This is a genomic window from Microcoleus sp. PH2017_05_CCC_O_A, assembly GCF_020738785.1.
Taxonomy (GTDB): Bacteria; Cyanobacteriota; Cyanobacteriia; order Cyanobacteriales; family Microcoleaceae; genus Microcoleus.
The window spans coordinates 43,705-59,896 of the sequence record NZ_JAEQCB010000009.1; the positions used below are offsets into that span (position 1 = coordinate 43,705).

The following is a 16,192-nucleotide window of genomic DNA, read 5'->3' on the forward strand; positions in this document are numbered from 1 at the left end:
TACAAAATTTCACATTGCCCGAAACTGCCCATGATTTGGCCATTCAAGCCCCGCTACCGCAAACAAATCGCCCGCATCGAAGTCACCGGAGCGATCGCCGGAGAAACCCGCAAACGAGTTCTAGAAGCGCTCAAAACCGTTGAAGAGCGCAAATTTCCCGCCTTGCTGCTGCGGATAGACAGCCCCGGGGGCACTGTCGGCGATTCCCAAGAAATTTACAGCGCCCTCAAGCGTTTGGGCGAAAAAATCAAAATTGTCGCTAGTTTTGGCAATATTTCAGCTTCTGGCGGAGTTTACATCGGCATGGGAGCTCAACATATCGTTGCTAATCCCGGTACAATTACCGGCAGCATCGGCGTGATTATCCGGGGTAACAATCTAGAAGGGCTGCTAGAAAAAGTCGGCGTTTCTTTTCAAGTGATTAAATCCGGGCCCTATAAAGATATCTTGGCATTCGATCGACAATTGACCGAGCCCGAACAGCAAATTCTGCAAGACTTGATCGACAGCAGCTACCAGCAATTCGTGGAAACCGTCGCCGAAGCCCGGAAACTCCCCGTTGAAAACGTCAAAACTTTTGCCGACGGTCGCGTTTTTACCGGCCAGCAAGCCTTAGAATTGGGTTTGGTCGATCGACTCGGAACCGAAGAGGACGCTCGCCGCTGGACTGCCGAACTCGCAGGCCTCGATCCCGAAAAAACCGAATGCTGCACTCTAGAAAAACAAAAACCTTTCCTAAATCGCGTCTTGGGGAGTAGTCTTGATACATCCGGGCTTTGGGCTTACAAAAATTTGCTGGAATTCGAGCTGTCTACTAGCGGTTTACCGCTGTGGCTGTATCGCCCGTGATTAAATAGTCAGTTGGCAGTTGGCAGTAGTCAGTTGGCAGTGGTAATTAGTAATTGGTAATTGGTAATTGGTAATTGGTAATTGCAATTAACAACTAACAACTAACAACTAACAACTGACAACTAACAACTGACAACTAGCAACTGACAACTGATAAAAAATGGAGAATATTTGCGTGGATTGGCAAGTGCGGGCGATTCGCGGGGCAACAACTGCCAGCGATAATTCGGTAGAAGCAATTCGAGAAGCGGTGAGAGAACTGTTAGATGAATTAGAAACAAGAAATAATTTAGATCCGGAATTAATAATTAGTGTTACGTTTTCTGTTACCCGCGATTTGGATGCTGTCTTTCCGGCTGCGATCGCCCGCGAACGCCCTCGGTGGTGCAATGTTCCTTTGTTGGACGTGCAGCAAATGTACGTTAAGGGTTCATTAGAACGCTGCATCCGCTTTTTAATTCACGTCAATTGGCCCGCACACACCGAAATTTATCATCCTTATTTGCGCGGAGCTCAAAATTTGCGGCCCGATTGGAATTTAGCCGTCGCGGTTGCTGCGGAAAAATAAGAAAATCACTTTTTGATTGATTCAAGAGTAAACCCACCAGCCATGGTGGGTTGATTTTTAACTGAGGAATGAAAAGATGTAATAACAAAATGAGTGATTACAAAGGATGGGGAGCATCTCAGTTTTGCATTTAATAGTGCTGTCCCCGCTCGCGTATTATACGATACGCGAGCGGGGACGCTCGCACTATAAGAAAAAAATGCTTTTACAAAAATGAGATGCTCCCAAAGGATGTAACTACTGCCAACATTTTAGAGCAGACGGAACTTGTCCGGCTTTCGATCCAGGTCTAATTCCCTTAATAATTGTTGACGCGCAAATTAAACACACTAAGCCTTTGAAAAATCAGAAAAACACAATTGTTTACGAGCCAACTGAAAAACACATAATGTACAGGTATAGTCCTGATTAAGTATTGATGAAGTTGAGCTATTAGCTGCAATTGTTATGGATTGCAACAGTCTGTTGTTAATCCCAGATTTGCCGTAAATTCAAGGTAAATCCCGGCAACACATCTACCGGAACAGTTTGAGGTTCTTGCAATACCTCAACTTCTCGATCGGGGCGATAAATTTCCATTTGTTGCTTTTTGCGGTTAATTAACAAACCCAGACGACAGCCATTGTCGATATACTCTTGCATTTTGTCTTGAGTTTTTTTCAGGCTATCGCTTGGTGAAAGAATTTCAATCACAAAATCGGGACACAGCGGGATGAATTTTTCTCTTTGTTGTGCAGTCAAAGCCTCCCAGCGAGATTTTTCGACCCAAGAGACATCGGGAGATCGATCGGCTTTGTTTGGTAGAGTAAACCCTGTCGATGAGTCGAAGACTTCGCCGAGTTGAGTTTGCTCGTTCCAGATTGCCAGTTGTACAATCAGTTTGACGTTACGTTTTCCGGTTTCTCCTCCTGTCGGCGGCATCACGATTAATTCTCCATTAGGGTTCCTTTCTAGTTTTAAATCTGGGTTTTCTTGACAGAGTAAATAAAACTGTTCTTCGGTAAGTTTGATAATTGGGTTGAGGTCGAGAGTAATTTGGGTCATGGCAGTTGCGATCGGCTGAATTGAAATAGGCTTCTCCAGCAGATAAATTTATTTTAGCTTACCTTTTTCGGTTGGGATTGGCTTAGATAAAAAACATAAAAAAACCGGCTTCTCGAAGAAACCGGATTTTTTGTCAATCAGTGGCTTTCTTGTGATGCAGCCTAATCCCTAAAAAGATGTCATATATAAAACTCCAAAAGTCCTTTTTACCTTCCAATATTCCCAGACTTTGAGGAGAACCCTTTTCATCTAACAGCGGCTTCACAGCTTCATAAGCTGGCTTGTAATTGTACCAAGGAATTGAAGGCCACAAGTGATGGATCAAATGATAGTTCTGTCCCAAAATTAAAATATTCAGAATTGGACTAGGATATACTCTGGCATTTTTCCAGCGATCGCGCTCGTGAAACGGACGGTGTGGCAAATAATCAAAAAATAAGCCCAAGGCTAACCCCACTACCAAAGCAGGAGAAAACCAAAAGTTCAGCACATAGCCTAAATGGTCGTATTGAATTGAGAGATAAACCACTCCGATCACAAACAAACGGCTGAAAAACCATTCCCAAAGTTCGTATTTCCGCCACAGTTTGCGCTTAAAGAAGAAAATCTCGTGGTAAAAAAACCTCGCAGCAATTAGCCACAGAGGCCCACCCGTAGAAACATAATGGTCTGGATCGTTATCTGGGTCGTTAACGTGGGCGTGATGCTGCATATGTACCCGCGTAAATACCGGGAAAGCAAAGCCCAACATCAGCGCGCTACCGTGTCCCAAAATAGCGTTAATTGTACGATCGCGGTGCGCCGCGTTGTGAGACGCATCGTGAATCACCGTTCCAGCCATGTGCAACGCCAGCACGTTCAGCGAAAAACAACACCAATCCGGCCAGTCCCCGTACCAGTAACCCACAAAGGAAATCGCGATAATCGCTAATGCACTCAAAAACAACAGCAGCGTCGGATTCAAGTCACCCGGAGGACTCAGAAACTCTTTCGGCACTGTCAGCGGCCGTCCTGCCTCCGACATTTTTGTTAACACTCCTTAATATTTCACACTTGCGTAGTATAAGATACAAGTCTGCCAATAGTAAAGTTTCGTGAAAAAACAGAGTCCGATCGCCAGACAGTTGCCTCTGCACAAGAAGCCAAGTATTGCTGCTGTGAAACGATCCCAATCCTCGATTAGCCGCATAGCAGAGCAGCTCAAGTCTAATAAATGGGTATATCTGTATTTATGTCAACCCTGGGAGCGGAAATATTTTCTAAAAAAGCCGATCGCCAAGAAAAGATTACCGATCGGTAAAAAGTCAGATATTCTATATATTGGTCAATGCCTGCTGTTTTGACGACTATCAAAATTTTTAAGACTTGAGACTAGCGTCATTGCTTGTACTGAAAGATGAAAAGTTAGCCGAAATTTAAACTAGAAATCCTCCAGCCACCCCATCTCAATTCATGCAACTGCCAAAAGCCCTACGCCGAACTAAAATTGTAGCCACCATTGGCCCAGCAACATCCGACCCAGAAGTGCTCCGCAACCTCATAGAAGCTGGCGCCACAACTTTGCGACTCAACTTTTCCCACGGAACAGAAGATGACCACCAGCGCAGCATTCGCTTAATCAGACAAACGTCCTTTGAACTCAACCAGCCGGTCGCCATCCTCCAAGACCTTCAAGGCCCAAAAATTCGTTTGGGGCGCTTTGAAACAGGCTCTATAGTTGTCAAAAACGGCGATCCTTTCATTTTGACCAGCCGCCCGGTAGCCGGCACAGAGCTGATTTCCTCCGTCACCTACGAACCCCTAGCTTCGGAAGTCCCAGAGGGAGCCGTAATTCTGCTCGACGACGGAAAAGTGGAAATGCGTGTGGAAAAAGTAGACCGCGGCGCGGGAGAATTGTACTGTCGCGTCGTTGTCGGCGGCCCGCTTTCCAACAACAAAGGCGTGAATTTTCCGGGCGTATACCTGTCAATTAAAGCGCTCACGGATAAAGACCGCAAAGATTTAATGTTTGGCCTCGACCAAGGTGTCGATTGGGTAGCCCTCAGCTTCGTGCGGAATCCCCAGGATATGCTCGAAATTAAAGAACTGATTGCCAGTGCGGGCAAGCAAGTACCGGTAATTGCTAAGATCGAAAAGCACGAGGCGATCGAACAAATGGAAGAAATTCTCGCCCTTTGCAACGGCGTGATGGTCGCCCGGGGCGATTTGGGCGTGGAACTGCCCGCCGAAGACGTGCCGATTTTGCAAAAGCGCTTGATTGCGACTTCCAACCGCATGGGGATTCCGGTGATTACCGCTACCCAGATGCTCGACAGCATGGTCAACAATCCCCGTCCCACCCGTGCCGAGATTTCCGACGTAGCTAACGCCATTCTCGACGGAACGGATGCGGTAATGCTTTCCAATGAAACAGCAGTCGGCAGTTTCCCCGTCGAAGCGGTGGCGACGATGGCGAGAATTGCAGTGCGGATGGAGAGGGAAGGAATTAGGGGCAATATTAGAAATGTAGAAGATGTTGGTCGATCGATCACCAACGGCATCAGCCAAGCAGTCAGCCAAATCTCCGAACAGTTAAACGCAGCGGCGATTATGACACTGACCAAAACCGGCGCTACAGCCCGCAACGTCTCGAAATTCCGACCCAAAACACCGATTTTGGCCGTTACTCCCCACGTAGACGTAGCCCGACAACTGCAATTAGTATGGGGAGTCAAACCATTACTGGTGCTGGATTTGCCCTCAACAGGCCAGACATTTCAATCTGCCATTAATGTCGCCCAAGAAAAAGAGTTCCTGTGCGACGGAGATTTAGTAGTGATGACAGCCGGTACTCAGCAAGGGGTTGCCGGCTCGACGGATTTGATCAAAATTGAGGTAGTCACAGCCGTTTTAGGCAAAGGCACCGGTGTCGGTTTAGGATCTGTGAGCGGCATGGCCAGAGTTGCTCGCACTGCTGCGGATGTAGCCAATTTCCACGCAGGAGACATTTTAGTAGTAGAACGCACCAGCGCCGAGTTTGTGGAGATGATTCGCAAAGCCGCTGGTGTGGTAACTGAGGAGGAAAGTTTGACTTCTCACGCCGCGATTATCGGTTTGCGTTTGGGCGTGCCGGTGATGGTGGGTGTGGAGAATGCCATGCGGGTAATTCGGGACGGCACGATGCTGACGCTGGATATGCAGCGGGGATTGGTTTATTCCGGTGCCCGAGGCGGCTCAACAGACGGAGAACTTGCGGTTTAACAAGTTATGAGTTTTGGGTTGTGGAGTTTTTCATGAAATTCTACAGCTCATTGCTTTTTTGTTGAATTTGTGCTATTATTCATAATCGTCTTGCCGATGTAGCTCAGTGGTAGAGTAATCGATTCGTAATCGATCGGTCGCGGGTTCAAATCCCGCCATCGGCTTTAGGTTTTGTGAAGTGTCAAAAGTTCTAAAGACTTTCATACACTTTTAACACTCATTCTTGCCTTTGGGAGAATCAAAAGGACGGCTAGTAGTAGAATACATCTGACTCCAAGCATCTTCATCAATTTCTGCTTTCAGCGCCCGCTTTAATTTTTCATAAGGTTGGTTAGCACCTGTAAAATAGGCATGACGCACAAAAAAGCTTTCCTCATTGTAGTCAGTGTCAATAAACCAACAAGCAATATCATCAGGCGAACTGCTGCGAATTTCTCCTGTAGTCGGATCGTAAATATCTAAGCCTTTTAAGGTGACTACTAGCTGACCATTTTGGCGTTTTAACTCAATATCTGGTTCGCCAAATACCATAAATAAATTACCAGCCCCTGTTTTCTTGAGCAGTTCATCACCCAGTAACAAATCAGGATTCATGCGAGTGATTAAAACTTGCAATTTGCCATAACGTTTTGCTTCTTCATTAACATTAGGTTCAAAGGCAAAACCGCAGACAATTAATACATCATTCCCCAAGCCTTTAACAGCTTCTTTGGCAGCTTCTTTGATATCATCAACGCTGACAGTGCCGTATTCTGGCCCGATGTGGACTGCTACCCGCTTGATGGTTTCATCGCTTTCTGCGTACTCGCCTACAGCATGAATGTAAGTACCCGCATGAGATTCTAAATACTCTAAATTTTCAAACTTGAGGCGTTGATTTTTTAAAGTATTTTGGATTCCTGCCCTTTTCAGGTTGTCAATGATTCTGACTTCAAATTGATCTGATGCTTGGGTAACGCCTTCCTGTTCTGAGGCTGGGTATGCTTCATCAGTAGAAAGAATGCGGTGAGGTGAAAGACTTTCGACAGTAAACGGGCCAGTTATCCGAATGCGTTTATTGTTTTCATAAGGTTGGTCATAGAGTAGTTCGGTATCGGCATTACGCGCAATAGATTCATCGATTTCTTTCTGCCGTTGTTGCCTGAGTTGCCACCATTTAGCTATTAATTCTTTAGCTTCATCTGACCATTTGGCATCGGATTCTCTGGGAATTTCCCATTCTTCCCAGGATTTTTTGAGCAACTGGTTTAATTGAGTGCGAACTGGTTCTAGTTGTAAATGCCATTTGGCATGGATAGTATCAATTTCTGGATTATTGGCGATTGATCCCAATGTAACATGAGGAACGCGCTTATAAACAAAGCCTTTTTTGATTGCGTTGTCTGTCTTAGGTTGTGTTGATGGCAGTTGTTTAGTGATTTCGGCTTCTTTTTGGATGCCTTCAGGGGAGTCTGTTAGTAGGTAGTAGGGATATTTAGCAGACATGAGGCGAGTTCTAGCTAGTGCTAAGGCAACACGGCTTGTGTCGATGGTAATCCAACGTCTTCCCCATTGTTCGGCAACATACGCTGTGGTTCCAGATCCGCAGGTTGGATCTAATACTAAATCACCGGGATCTGTAGTCATTAAAAGACAGTTTTCAATTATTTTGGGATTTGTTTGAACTACATAAACTTTGCTTTCCGAGAAACCACCAGCCGTTTTTGCCCAAACATTTGTAATTTGGCTAACAGGGTAATCATCAAAAAAAGATTTATATCTAAGATATCCACCTAGTTTAATTATTCGGTTAGCTAATTTTAATCTTTGTATTCCTGGCAAATGCGTTTTCCAGCTTTTGCCCCTTAATGGATAAAATTTTTCGCCTTGATAATCAATAGGAAAATTTGTACTAGCTCCCCAACCAGTCGCAAGTAAATCGATGCGTTGAAAAATTTTTAAGTTATCGCTAATATGACTTTTTTCCTGCTTGTCTTCAGTTGTTAATCTCTGATGATTACCATCAATATCCTGTGCTAGAGTAAATTCAGAATTGCTTACTAAATTTTTTTCTTCATAGAGCTGTCTATATTTAACACTTTCTTTGTTTTTGGAGTACCAAATAATATAATCTTGAACCCCAGCGATGTATTTACTGCCTAGAGAAACTTTAGTAGTAGCAGAAATTTGACTAATAAAGTTTTCGCTCCCAAAAACCTCATCCATCAAACACCGAACCAAATGCACATTGTCATCCCCAATCTGCACAAAGATACTACCAGTTTCCGTCAATAACTCTCTTGCTACAACCAACCGATCGCGTAAATAACTCAAATAAGAATGAATCCCTAACTCCCAAGTATCCCGAAACGCTTTCACCTGTTCCGGTTGCCTTGTTACTTCTTCAGCCTTCCCATCTTTAACATCTCGCTTCCGAGTCGAAACCTGCCAATTAGAACCAAACTTAATCCCATAGGGCGGGTCAAGATAAATCATCTGCACTTTACCCTTTAAACCCTCCTTCTCTGCCAAAGAATTCATCACCAACAGCGAATCACCCAGAATCATCCGGTTAGCCCACTTCACCCCATCCTTATGCTGATAAAAGTCAATTAATTGGTCAAACTCTAAGCCATTAAAATCACTAAATAAACTTAATTGTTCCGCTGGCTGTTCCTTTTTAACCTGCTTCTTGAAATCCTCAATAATCGCATGGGGGTGTATTTTCTCCTGAATATAAATCGGCACAGCAGGCACTTCTAAATCCTGACTGTCCTGTTCGTCTTTCCCCTGCCACACCAACTGCGGATCTAAAGATGGATCGCGGGGATAGAGAACTTTTTGAGGTTTTTTCTCGTCGTCAGCCATAAAATCACGCAACTCTTCAGTAGGAATATTAGCCCGTTTATCCTGATGTTTCACACTATCAATAGGTGTAGATTTGTCATTCTTTTTCCTAGGCATTAGTTATTTCCTTATAGATAAATGTTTGAATTTTACAGCCTTTGATATTCTGCTTTTGTACTCGAAACAATCGAGACTTCAATTCACTGAAATCTAAAATCAATTCATGAATTTTTAAGGCTTGTTGTTCATAATCAAAATCTCCTTGACATTCTTTACACAGGATAATTCCACTGTGTTCTTTGACAAGCTTGTGTAGTTCAATAAAATCCTGCCTATTGAGCGTAATCACAGCCCGCTCTTGTTGATGGGCAAACTTGAGAACATCATCATCGGGAATTCCTTGATTAGCCTGTTTTGCGTCATAGGATGTCAACACATCATGTCCGAGATAACGAAGTTTGTTGACGATATCTAGGGGGAAATTTTCGTTAGAGTAAAGCCTAGCTATCTTCATCATCGTCATCCTGGGCAGCAATTACTCGATCGATTTCTGTTTGATGCTGTTCGTAGTATGACGAAGCTAATCTTAAATCTGCGGGAGTTAACCCCGGATAATTCCTCAGTATTTCCTCATCAGATGCCCCCAGTTTGTAAAAAGAAATAATTGTCCAGACAGGAATGCGTGTATTGCGTATCCTAGCGTTACCTCCACAAACACCAGGGGTTTTTTGAATGGTACTAATATTCGTGTCCGTTTGTGCTGTCTGCTTAGACAAATACATCCGAATAGATTTTTCGGCATTCCAAGGATCGGATATTTCTAAGAAATCCCAACGCCCTAATCCCCCGTGATTTTTTACTGCTGGTATCCAAAGAGTTCTAGCAGTCGCCACCTTAGCGGCTTTGTCCTTTCTCGCTTCCCCCGATACTTCCAAAATTAAATTCAATAGTTCTTTTGGCCCATCATTAATTCGCACAATAAAATCAGGCAAATAATTTCTCTGTTCCCCATTGAGAGTATAGGGAATAGTAAAGCCTAAATTGTGATTTTTTACATAGGAGATAACCTCATTCATTTGTTCTAAGGATTGCACCATCTTTGATTCCCAATTACTATCGAGTACCACATGGGAAACATGACATTTATGAGGGTTAGTCGTATAAACCGCACGGGCGGTGTCAAAGTCTACATAGCGAGTCGAACCAAAAGTATCATAGGGGCGGAGAATTGGCTTTAAAGATTTTCGCAACTCTCCTTCCACAATGGCATGATAAATCTTGTCTGTCGCATCGTGGGCAAATTCAGTCAGCATTAACAACTGAGGATAGGTATTGTCTTTGTAACGGACACATTCTTTGAGCCACTGTTTAGTTATTTGCAAAACTTGGGGAAACAACCAAGCTTGTACATCTGCATCAAAAAAATGTATTGTAGTTTTTTCTGGTTTCTGATTCCCATCCCATCGAAAATACTTTTCTAAGGTTAGTTTTGCCAACAAAAAAGCGACTTCCTGTTCTCTGTGGGATTTCAATTGATCCAATGTATGAATACTGGATTGACCAACAATGGGAGCATTGACTGTAAGAGTAGGCAAATCAGCCGTAGAAATAACATATTGACAAACATCTGTAAAATTAGCTGTTAATTTGCCCCTGCTAATGTCGTAGCGATAACCCGTCAATCGAGGGAAAGTAATTTCAGATTCATTTCGTTCTGCTAAAGCTCGAACACGGGTAGGGAGTGTTCCCCGCTTGGGTGTTTTATTAGAACCTGCACAGGGGATAAAAGCAAAGGGAATACCGTAAACTTCGGCATATTCGGGTTCATACATTCCCTCTTTATTCACTGCATAGTTAATCCGTCGCAGTCCCCGTCCAACAACTTGTTCGCACAACAACTGAGTGCCAAAAGCTCTTAACCCTAAAATGTGGGTGACGGTACTAGCATCCCATCCTTCAGTCAACATAGAAACAGAGACTACACAGCGAATGTGTTCCCCCAGTTTTCCGGGTTTACCAACGGTATTTAATACTTCGCGCAGTAACTCTTCTGGTGTGATTTTTTCGGGATCTTTACCTGGATATCTTTGTCGATATTCGGCTTTAAATTCTTCAATCTCCTGTGCTGTAATTTTTTTGAATTCAGCACTCATCGCCTCGCCTGATTCTAGTTGTTCGCTGTCTACCAGAATCGTGTTAGGTCTAGCTGTCCAGTTTTCGTTTTGGACGTTACTAAATAATGGTAGTTTACCGGGAGCTAAAACAGGTCTACCATCAGGATATTTTTTGCCAGTATCCCAGCCAGCAATATAGTCATAAACTAATTTAGAGACATTGGTATTATTACAAACAACGATAAATACAGGCGGTGTTTGTCCTCTGTCAGTAGCTTCTGTGTCCTGTTCCCATAATTCAAAAGCTTTTTTGTAGTTACTATAGAGACTTTCTAAGGCTCCCTCTAACTCTTTAGGAAGTTTTGGTTCGGGTGATGATTTACTTTCATCTTGGGTACTGCGTCCTTTCTTGGGGAGTTGATCGCGAATTAATGGCCAAATACTGCGATAAGCAGGCAATTCGCCTTTCATGTTGTCGTCAGATACGGGAACGCGGGGAATTTTGACAATGCCTGATTCGATCGCATCAATCAAGGAAAAGTCAGAAACTACCCAAGGAAATAGATTGCCTTCTTGATAGCCAGAACCTTTTAAAAAGAACGGTGTAGCTGACAAGTCATAAACTACTTTGACCCCAATTTTTGACTTTATAGCTTCAATGCCAGAAATCCAAAGTTGTGCCTGATCGTTGCGTTTTTCTGCTTCTTTGCGGTCATCACCTTTGAGCTTGGCATCGTCATCACCAACGCGACGACGGTAACAGTGGTGAGCTTCATCATTAATCACGATAATGTTTTTCTTGTTTCCTAAACCTTTGCAAACTCGCCTTACCATTTGGTCTGGGGTTTCAGTGAAAGCACTTTTTTGTCCTTGGGCGAGAATATCTTTAGTTAACCGAGCTGCTGAATTAAGTTCTCGCAGTTTAAAGGCATGATAGTTAGTAATAACAATTTTAGCTTTTTCTAATTCTGGGATTAAATCTGGTGGTACTAGGTCAAGTTTTTTGTAGTAATTTTCAGCATCATTAGGTTGGAGTACCCGCAGGCGATCGCGCACGGTAATTCCTGGTGCTACTACTAAGAAAGCATCGCTAAATTTATTGTTCTGAGGGTTGGCGGCTTTATTAAGAGTATGCCACGCCATCAGCATTGACATGACTACTGTTTTACCGCTTCCTGTCGCCATTTTACAGGCCATGCGGAACAGCAGCGGGTTCGCATCTTCATTGAATTGTCGGAGTTGATTCTCAATCCAGTTATCGCCGCACTTTTTTGCAACTTCGGTGATATAGATAACTGTCTCTAAAGCTTCTATTTGGCAAAAATATAATTTACGTTCGCGATCGGGGTTAGTCCAATATGCCAACAATTTTTTAGTGGTAGGGGTAACGTAGAGATAGCCGCCACGTCTCCACAGGCTAACGCGATCGCGAATTTGGTTAATAAACTTGTTTTCTGCTACTCTGTCTTGTGTCCATTCACCTAGATTTAGCTCTAGTTGTTGAAACTGCTTGCTTTTTTTCTTCGGTTGGGCGATCGGGATAAAATAATGGCTGATGCGACGCTCTTCGAGAATTTCATCGGTAATACCATCATCGTCAAAGCGAAAGTGGTACTTGGGTTCCAAGAAGGCAGAGTTAATAATAGGATTTTCAATGACAACTTGATTCATCTATTTCCTGATACTTGTTATATGGACATAGCGATCGCCAATGATAGAGAATTCCTTATTCCCTAACCAATTGTCCCAAGGTCAGAGCAAATTCCCTCCAAATAGACTACCATCATAAATCATCCTTTTATCTATATTTTAACTGAAAATAAGTTACTTATATTTATATATCTACATAAAATATTATCTAAAATGATGGACTTCTGGAAATTGCTCATCTGCCCAAACCTCATAAAACAGTGCTGACACCAGCCATGCACCCACAAAGCAGAAATCTTAAACCTGGGCCCACAATTGGGACATTCCCAACCTGCGTAGGTGAAATCTGCCAAAGCGATCGCACCTCCCAACCCCACCAACTTCCCCAAGGATCGTCGGCGTTAACTCCTTCGCCCGCCGAAACCGCCCCAAAAGAGGACTGGCATTTTTGACGACAAACCCGTTTGTAGTGAGGACTTTAGTCCTTCAATTTAGTTCGGAGGGCGGGGGATGCGAAAACTTAGGGGGCTGAGGATTTGATTGAGGGCGCGCAATTGTTCGGCGGTGCCCAAACAAATTAGCATATCTCCTCCTTCGATCGCAGTTTCTCCAGTTGGCCCGACAATCAAAGTGCCGCCAGCCCGTCGAATTGCTAACACTAATGCCCCGGATTGCGATCGCAATTTGGCATTTCTCAAAGTTTCTCCGACGTAGACACAACTATTCGGATCTACCAGAAATTCTTCCATATAAAAAGAACTATCCGTACCCGTCAATACGCCGTCTAAAAAATCCATCACCTGAGGGCGCAAAGCAGCCGCTGCCATCCGTTTGCCGCCCGTAATGTAGGGGGATACAACGGCATCGGCGCCGCCCCGCTGCAACTTCTTTACGGCTTCTTCTGTGGTGGCGCGGGCGATCGCCCGTACCTTCGGATTCAGAGTTTTCGCCGACAGCACAGTGTACAAATTCTCAGCATCCGACGGCAAAGCTGCTACTATGCAAATTGCGCGATCGATCCCCACATTCAACAAAATTTCATCGAGTGTCGCGTCTCCCTGCACCGCCGTGTACCCCAACGCCAAAGCAGCCTGCACCGACTGTAGCGCCGAATCTACCACCACAAAAGGAATATTTTCTGCCTCAAATTCCAAGGCAATCTGTCGCCCCGTGCGCCCGAAACCGCAAAGAATGTAATGTTCGATCAAAGAATCCACCAAACGCCGCTGCTGCCTAATTCTTGCTCCTTCTTGAAAATATCCTTGAATCAGCGCTTCTGTAAAGCGGTTGACGATATAACCAATCACCATCACGCCCATCAAAATCAGGCACATGGTAAACATTCGCCCGCGTCTTCCGAGGGGGTGAATTTCACCGTAGCCGACAGTTGCTAAAGTAAATACAGTCATGTAAGCGGCATCGAGCAAAGGCCATTTTTCCACCAGCCAATACCAAAGAGTACCCGTGCAGAAAATGCCGCCAAGGGCGATGATGCCGCCCGTTAACTGTTTTTGCAGGCGCTGGTACTTTTGCTCTAGAGTTGAATACACCGATCGCCCTGACCTATTATTTATTACCTGCTACCAAATTTAAGCATATCAAGACTTAGGCAGAAACCCGGTTCCTCGGAGTAAATCTACAATCTACAATCTCAAATCGCCCGATCGACTTTCAATCCCGTCGCAGAGGTGGCGGTTGCTGGAATTGGCGAGCGGCAATTATTGCAGTGCGATCTGCAATTTTTATGAGGAGTATTTTCGCGCTCGCCTAGAATGCAAATAATCCTGAATTCAAAAAATAATGCAACTGCAAGCAAACTTAAAACCCATATCCACTAAGTCATTCCCAAATCTCAAATCTCAAATCTAAAATGGTATAATCCTGATTTAGCCGATCGCCAAATCCACACTAACTACAAATTCGGGAAAAGCCAGCGGCGACACTCGATCGCCCCGCCAAAACCTCAGCATTAAACTGTAACCGTTAACAGTCGGCTGGCGGTAAACTTCCAAGCAGTTTTCCTGTAAATTGACTATCCAGACTTCCTGAATTTGCGATCGGGCATAAATAGGAAGTTTCACATCTCTGTCATAGTCTATGGAAGTGTCAGCTACTTCTATTAATAGTAAAACTTCCGATGGGAGGGGGTGGGCGGTTGAATAGTAATCGGCGCGAGGTTGCAGCAATACTATATCAGGTTGCGGCTCAGTGCGATCGCTCAACTGAACGGGGTTCTGCACGTCAAAAGTAGCCAAATTTTCGGGAATTTGGCTGCACAGTCTGGCTAAGCGCCTCACAGAGGAAGCATGACGAGTTCCAATAGCGGCCATTTCAACAAGTTCTCCTTCTATCAATTCTAGGCGATCGCCCTCCGAAAGAATCCCAGCTTTACCCATTTGATGGTATTCTTCTACTGTGAAAAGTCTTTTGAGCAACTGCACAGCCATAACTTACCGTTCCTCTAATTAGTTCTTAGATTATAGTCGATCGAAACATAGCTATATTAACAGGGGTTATAAAAAATTATAACTTTGGTGGGATTTGTTTTTGACGAACCGCGAAGGCGCGAAGGACACGAAAGAAGAGGAAAGAAGAGGAGAGAAGAAGGGAAACTCACAAATATCTATCAATAGAAAGGTGTGTCCGGCTGAATGATTCGGTATCTTGAAAATAAGCAGCCAGAATCCTCAGCAATCTGCAACGGTTGGCTGTTTTGGCAGGCAGCACAATAATCTGAGTTAACATAACTTGATTCCATGCAAAATACCGCAGATTTACTCCCCAAAATTGACTCGCCGAGTCTTCCTAAAAAGCAACCCGCACTTCCAAATTACGAAGCAGCCGATCGCCAATTTGTCAATTTGCTGCTAGTGGATGATTTAGACAAGACGGTGGCTGCAAAACCGTTACTTGTTAGCGATTTTGAAAGCGCGATCGCCGTGGCGCTGCGATCGGCATATCAGCAACCGGAGGGCGATGAGGCCGCGCACCGTTTCTTGCAGCGCGTACTGTACCGCATCAACCGCCTCAACTTGTTTTGGTACGACGACTTGCGCCGCTACAACAACGAACGATCGCACTATTTGCGTTCTGTGCGCGATCGCATCGAACAACCTTGGCAGCAGTGGGAATTCGCCCAAATCGACGTTGCAGCCGTGCAAAACATCGAGAATGTCAAGCAAGCCCTGCGCGATCGTGCAGCCGTCGATGTCGATCCTCCGCTGTCTGAGATCGATCGCTACCTGCGAGAACAGATGACTGAAGGGGGATACAGACACCTGCTGGCGATCGCCTCCTTCGACGGTTTAGTGGAAGCCAGCCGTCTTTCCCGGATCCTCGGCGGGGCAGGCAACGAAATTCAGTCAACCCTGACGCGGGTGCTGATCGAAGAATACGGCGGCGGTCGCTTACCCCGCAAGCACTCGACCTATTTTGCCCAAATGATGGCAGAATTCGGGATGAGCACGGAACCGGAGGCGTATTTCGATTTAGTACCTTGGGAAGTGCTCGCCAGCATCAACCACAACTTCCTGCTTACCGAACGCAAGCGCCACTTTCTGCGCTACAACGGCGGACTCACTTATTTTGAGGTGGCTGGGCCCGTCGCTTACCGCAATTATCTAGGCGCCGCGCAGCGCCTGGGGTTGTCCCAGGCTGCGATGGGTTATTGGGAACTCCACATCCGAGAAGATGAGCGTCACGGGCGCTGGATGCTTGATGAGGTGGCGATCCCGCTGGTTGACAAATACCCGCAGGATGGGTGGGAATTGGTGTTGGGCTACGATCAGGAGAAGTCGATCGGCGATCGGGCTGCGTTGGCTGTAGTGCGATCGATCCAAGCAGCAGAACACAATTGACACGTAGATGGGGATTTGCCGTTGGGTGGGGGCGGGTTCACAGA

Annotated in this window: 11 protein-coding genes and 1 tRNA gene; 5 read left to right on the forward strand and 7 right to left on the reverse strand. The window is 44.9% G+C overall.

Features of this window, described 5'->3' with window-relative positions:
* The first annotated feature begins 30 nt into the window (after positions 1–30).
* Both sppA and aroH read left to right on the forward strand, forming a co-directional pair.
* The gene (gene sppA / locus JGK20_RS03325) at positions 31–849 is read left to right on the forward strand and encodes a signal peptide peptidase SppA (RefSeq protein WP_293177588.1); all 819 of its coding nucleotides are present in this window, start codon (positions 31–33) and stop codon (positions 847–849) included.
* A gap of 160 nt (positions 850–1,009) precedes the next feature.
* The gene (aroH, locus tag JGK20_RS03330) at positions 1,010–1,417 is read left to right on the forward strand and encodes a chorismate mutase (RefSeq protein ID WP_293177591.1); all 408 of its coding nucleotides are present in this window, start codon (positions 1,010–1,012) and stop codon (positions 1,415–1,417) included.
* Between the two features lie 468 nt (positions 1,418–1,885).
* On the opposite strand, the gene JGK20_RS03335 is transcribed toward aroH, so the two are convergent.
* The gene (locus tag JGK20_RS03335; protein ID WP_293197554.1) at positions 1,886–2,461 is read right to left on the reverse strand and encodes a Uma2 family endonuclease; all 576 of its coding nucleotides are present in this window, start codon (positions 2,459–2,461) and stop codon (positions 1,886–1,888) included.
* A 133-nt stretch (positions 2,462–2,594) separates the two neighbouring features.
* Positions 2,595–3,485 carry a beta-carotene hydroxylase gene (crtR, locus tag JGK20_RS03340; RefSeq protein ID WP_293177805.1) on the reverse strand — a complete coding sequence of 297 codons (891 nt, stop codon included), beginning with the start codon at positions 3,483–3,485 and terminating at the stop codon, positions 2,595–2,597.
* A gap of 428 nt (positions 3,486–3,913) precedes the next feature.
* Between crtR and pyk the strand changes: the two genes are divergently transcribed.
* Together pyk and JGK20_RS03350 are read left to right on the forward strand one after the other, a co-directional pair.
* Positions 3,914–5,701 (forward strand): pyruvate kinase, encoded by a 1,788-nt coding sequence (gene pyk / locus JGK20_RS03345; protein ID WP_293177597.1) that lies wholly within the window; start codon positions 3,914–3,916, stop codon positions 5,699–5,701.
* Positions 5,702–5,793: 92 nt separating this feature from the next.
* Positions 5,794–5,865 (forward strand) — tRNA-Thr (locus JGK20_RS03350).
* Positions 5,866–5,911: 46 nt separating this feature from the next.
* Here the strand turns inward: JGK20_RS03350 and JGK20_RS03355 are convergent.
* The 5 genes from JGK20_RS03355 to JGK20_RS03375 form a co-directional block, all read right to left on the reverse strand.
* Positions 5,912–8,644, reverse strand: a complete 2,733-nt coding sequence (locus tag JGK20_RS03355; RefSeq protein WP_293229343.1) for a site-specific DNA-methyltransferase — start codon at positions 8,642–8,644, stop codon at positions 5,912–5,914.
* The gene (locus JGK20_RS03360; protein ID WP_293229344.1) at positions 8,637–9,044 is read right to left on the reverse strand and encodes a DUF5615 family PIN-like protein; all 408 of its coding nucleotides are present in this window, start codon (positions 9,042–9,044) and stop codon (positions 8,637–8,639) included. The genes JGK20_RS03355 and JGK20_RS03360 overlap by 8 nt, the downstream gene beginning before the upstream one ends.
* Entirely contained in the window at positions 9,028–12,312 is a 3,285-nt protein-coding gene (locus JGK20_RS03365) for a BPTD_3080 family restriction endonuclease (RefSeq protein WP_293190029.1), read from the reverse strand. The genes JGK20_RS03360 and JGK20_RS03365 overlap by 17 nt, the downstream gene beginning before the upstream one ends.
* A 470-nt stretch (positions 12,313–12,782) precedes the next feature.
* Positions 12,783–13,841, reverse strand: a complete 1,059-nt coding sequence (locus tag JGK20_RS03370; RefSeq protein WP_293177721.1) for a potassium channel protein — start codon at positions 13,839–13,841, stop codon at positions 12,783–12,785.
* Between the two features lie 336 nt (positions 13,842–14,177).
* Positions 14,178–14,738 carry a Uma2 family endonuclease gene (locus JGK20_RS03375; protein ID WP_293177724.1) on the reverse strand — a complete coding sequence of 187 codons (561 nt, stop codon included), beginning with the start codon at positions 14,736–14,738 and terminating at the stop codon, positions 14,178–14,180.
* A gap of 309 nt (positions 14,739–15,047) precedes the next feature.
* Here JGK20_RS03375 and JGK20_RS03380 point away from each other — a divergent pair, with 309 nt between their 5' ends.
* The gene (locus tag JGK20_RS03380) at positions 15,048–16,148 is read left to right on the forward strand and encodes an iron-containing redox enzyme family protein (RefSeq protein ID WP_293224867.1); all 1,101 of its coding nucleotides are present in this window, start codon (positions 15,048–15,050) and stop codon (positions 16,146–16,148) included.
* The last annotated feature ends 44 nt before the right edge of the window (positions 16,149–16,192 follow it).

Coding starts and splice junctions, on each gene's coding strand:
- sppA (WP_293177588.1), top strand. CDS start 31: ATGATTTGGCCATTCAAGCCCCGCTACCGCAAACAAATCGCCCGCATC.
- aroH (WP_293177591.1), top strand. CDS start 1,010: ATGGAGAATATTTGCGTGGATTGGCAAGTGCGGGCGATTCGCGGGGCA.
- JGK20_RS03335 (WP_293197554.1), bottom strand. CDS start 2,461: ATGACCCAAATTACTCTCGACCTCAACCCAATTATCAAACTTACCGAA.
- crtR (WP_293177805.1), bottom strand. CDS start 3,485: ATGTCGGAGGCAGGACGGCCGCTGACAGTGCCGAAAGAGTTTCTGAGT.
- pyk (WP_293177597.1), top strand. CDS start 3,914: ATGCAACTGCCAAAAGCCCTACGCCGAACTAAAATTGTAGCCACCATT.
- JGK20_RS03355 (WP_293229343.1), bottom strand. CDS start 8,644: ATGCCTAGGAAAAAGAATGACAAATCTACACCTATTGATAGTGTGAAA.
- JGK20_RS03360 (WP_293229344.1), bottom strand. CDS start 9,044: ATGATGAAGATAGCTAGGCTTTACTCTAACGAAAATTTCCCCCTAGAT.
- JGK20_RS03365 (WP_293190029.1), bottom strand. CDS start 12,312: ATGAATCAAGTTGTCATTGAAAATCCTATTATTAACTCTGCCTTCTTG.
- JGK20_RS03375 (WP_293177724.1), bottom strand. CDS start 14,738: ATGGCTGTGCAGTTGCTCAAAAGACTTTTCACAGTAGAAGAATACCAT.
- JGK20_RS03380 (WP_293224867.1), top strand. CDS start 15,048: ATGCAAAATACCGCAGATTTACTCCCCAAAATTGACTCGCCGAGTCTT.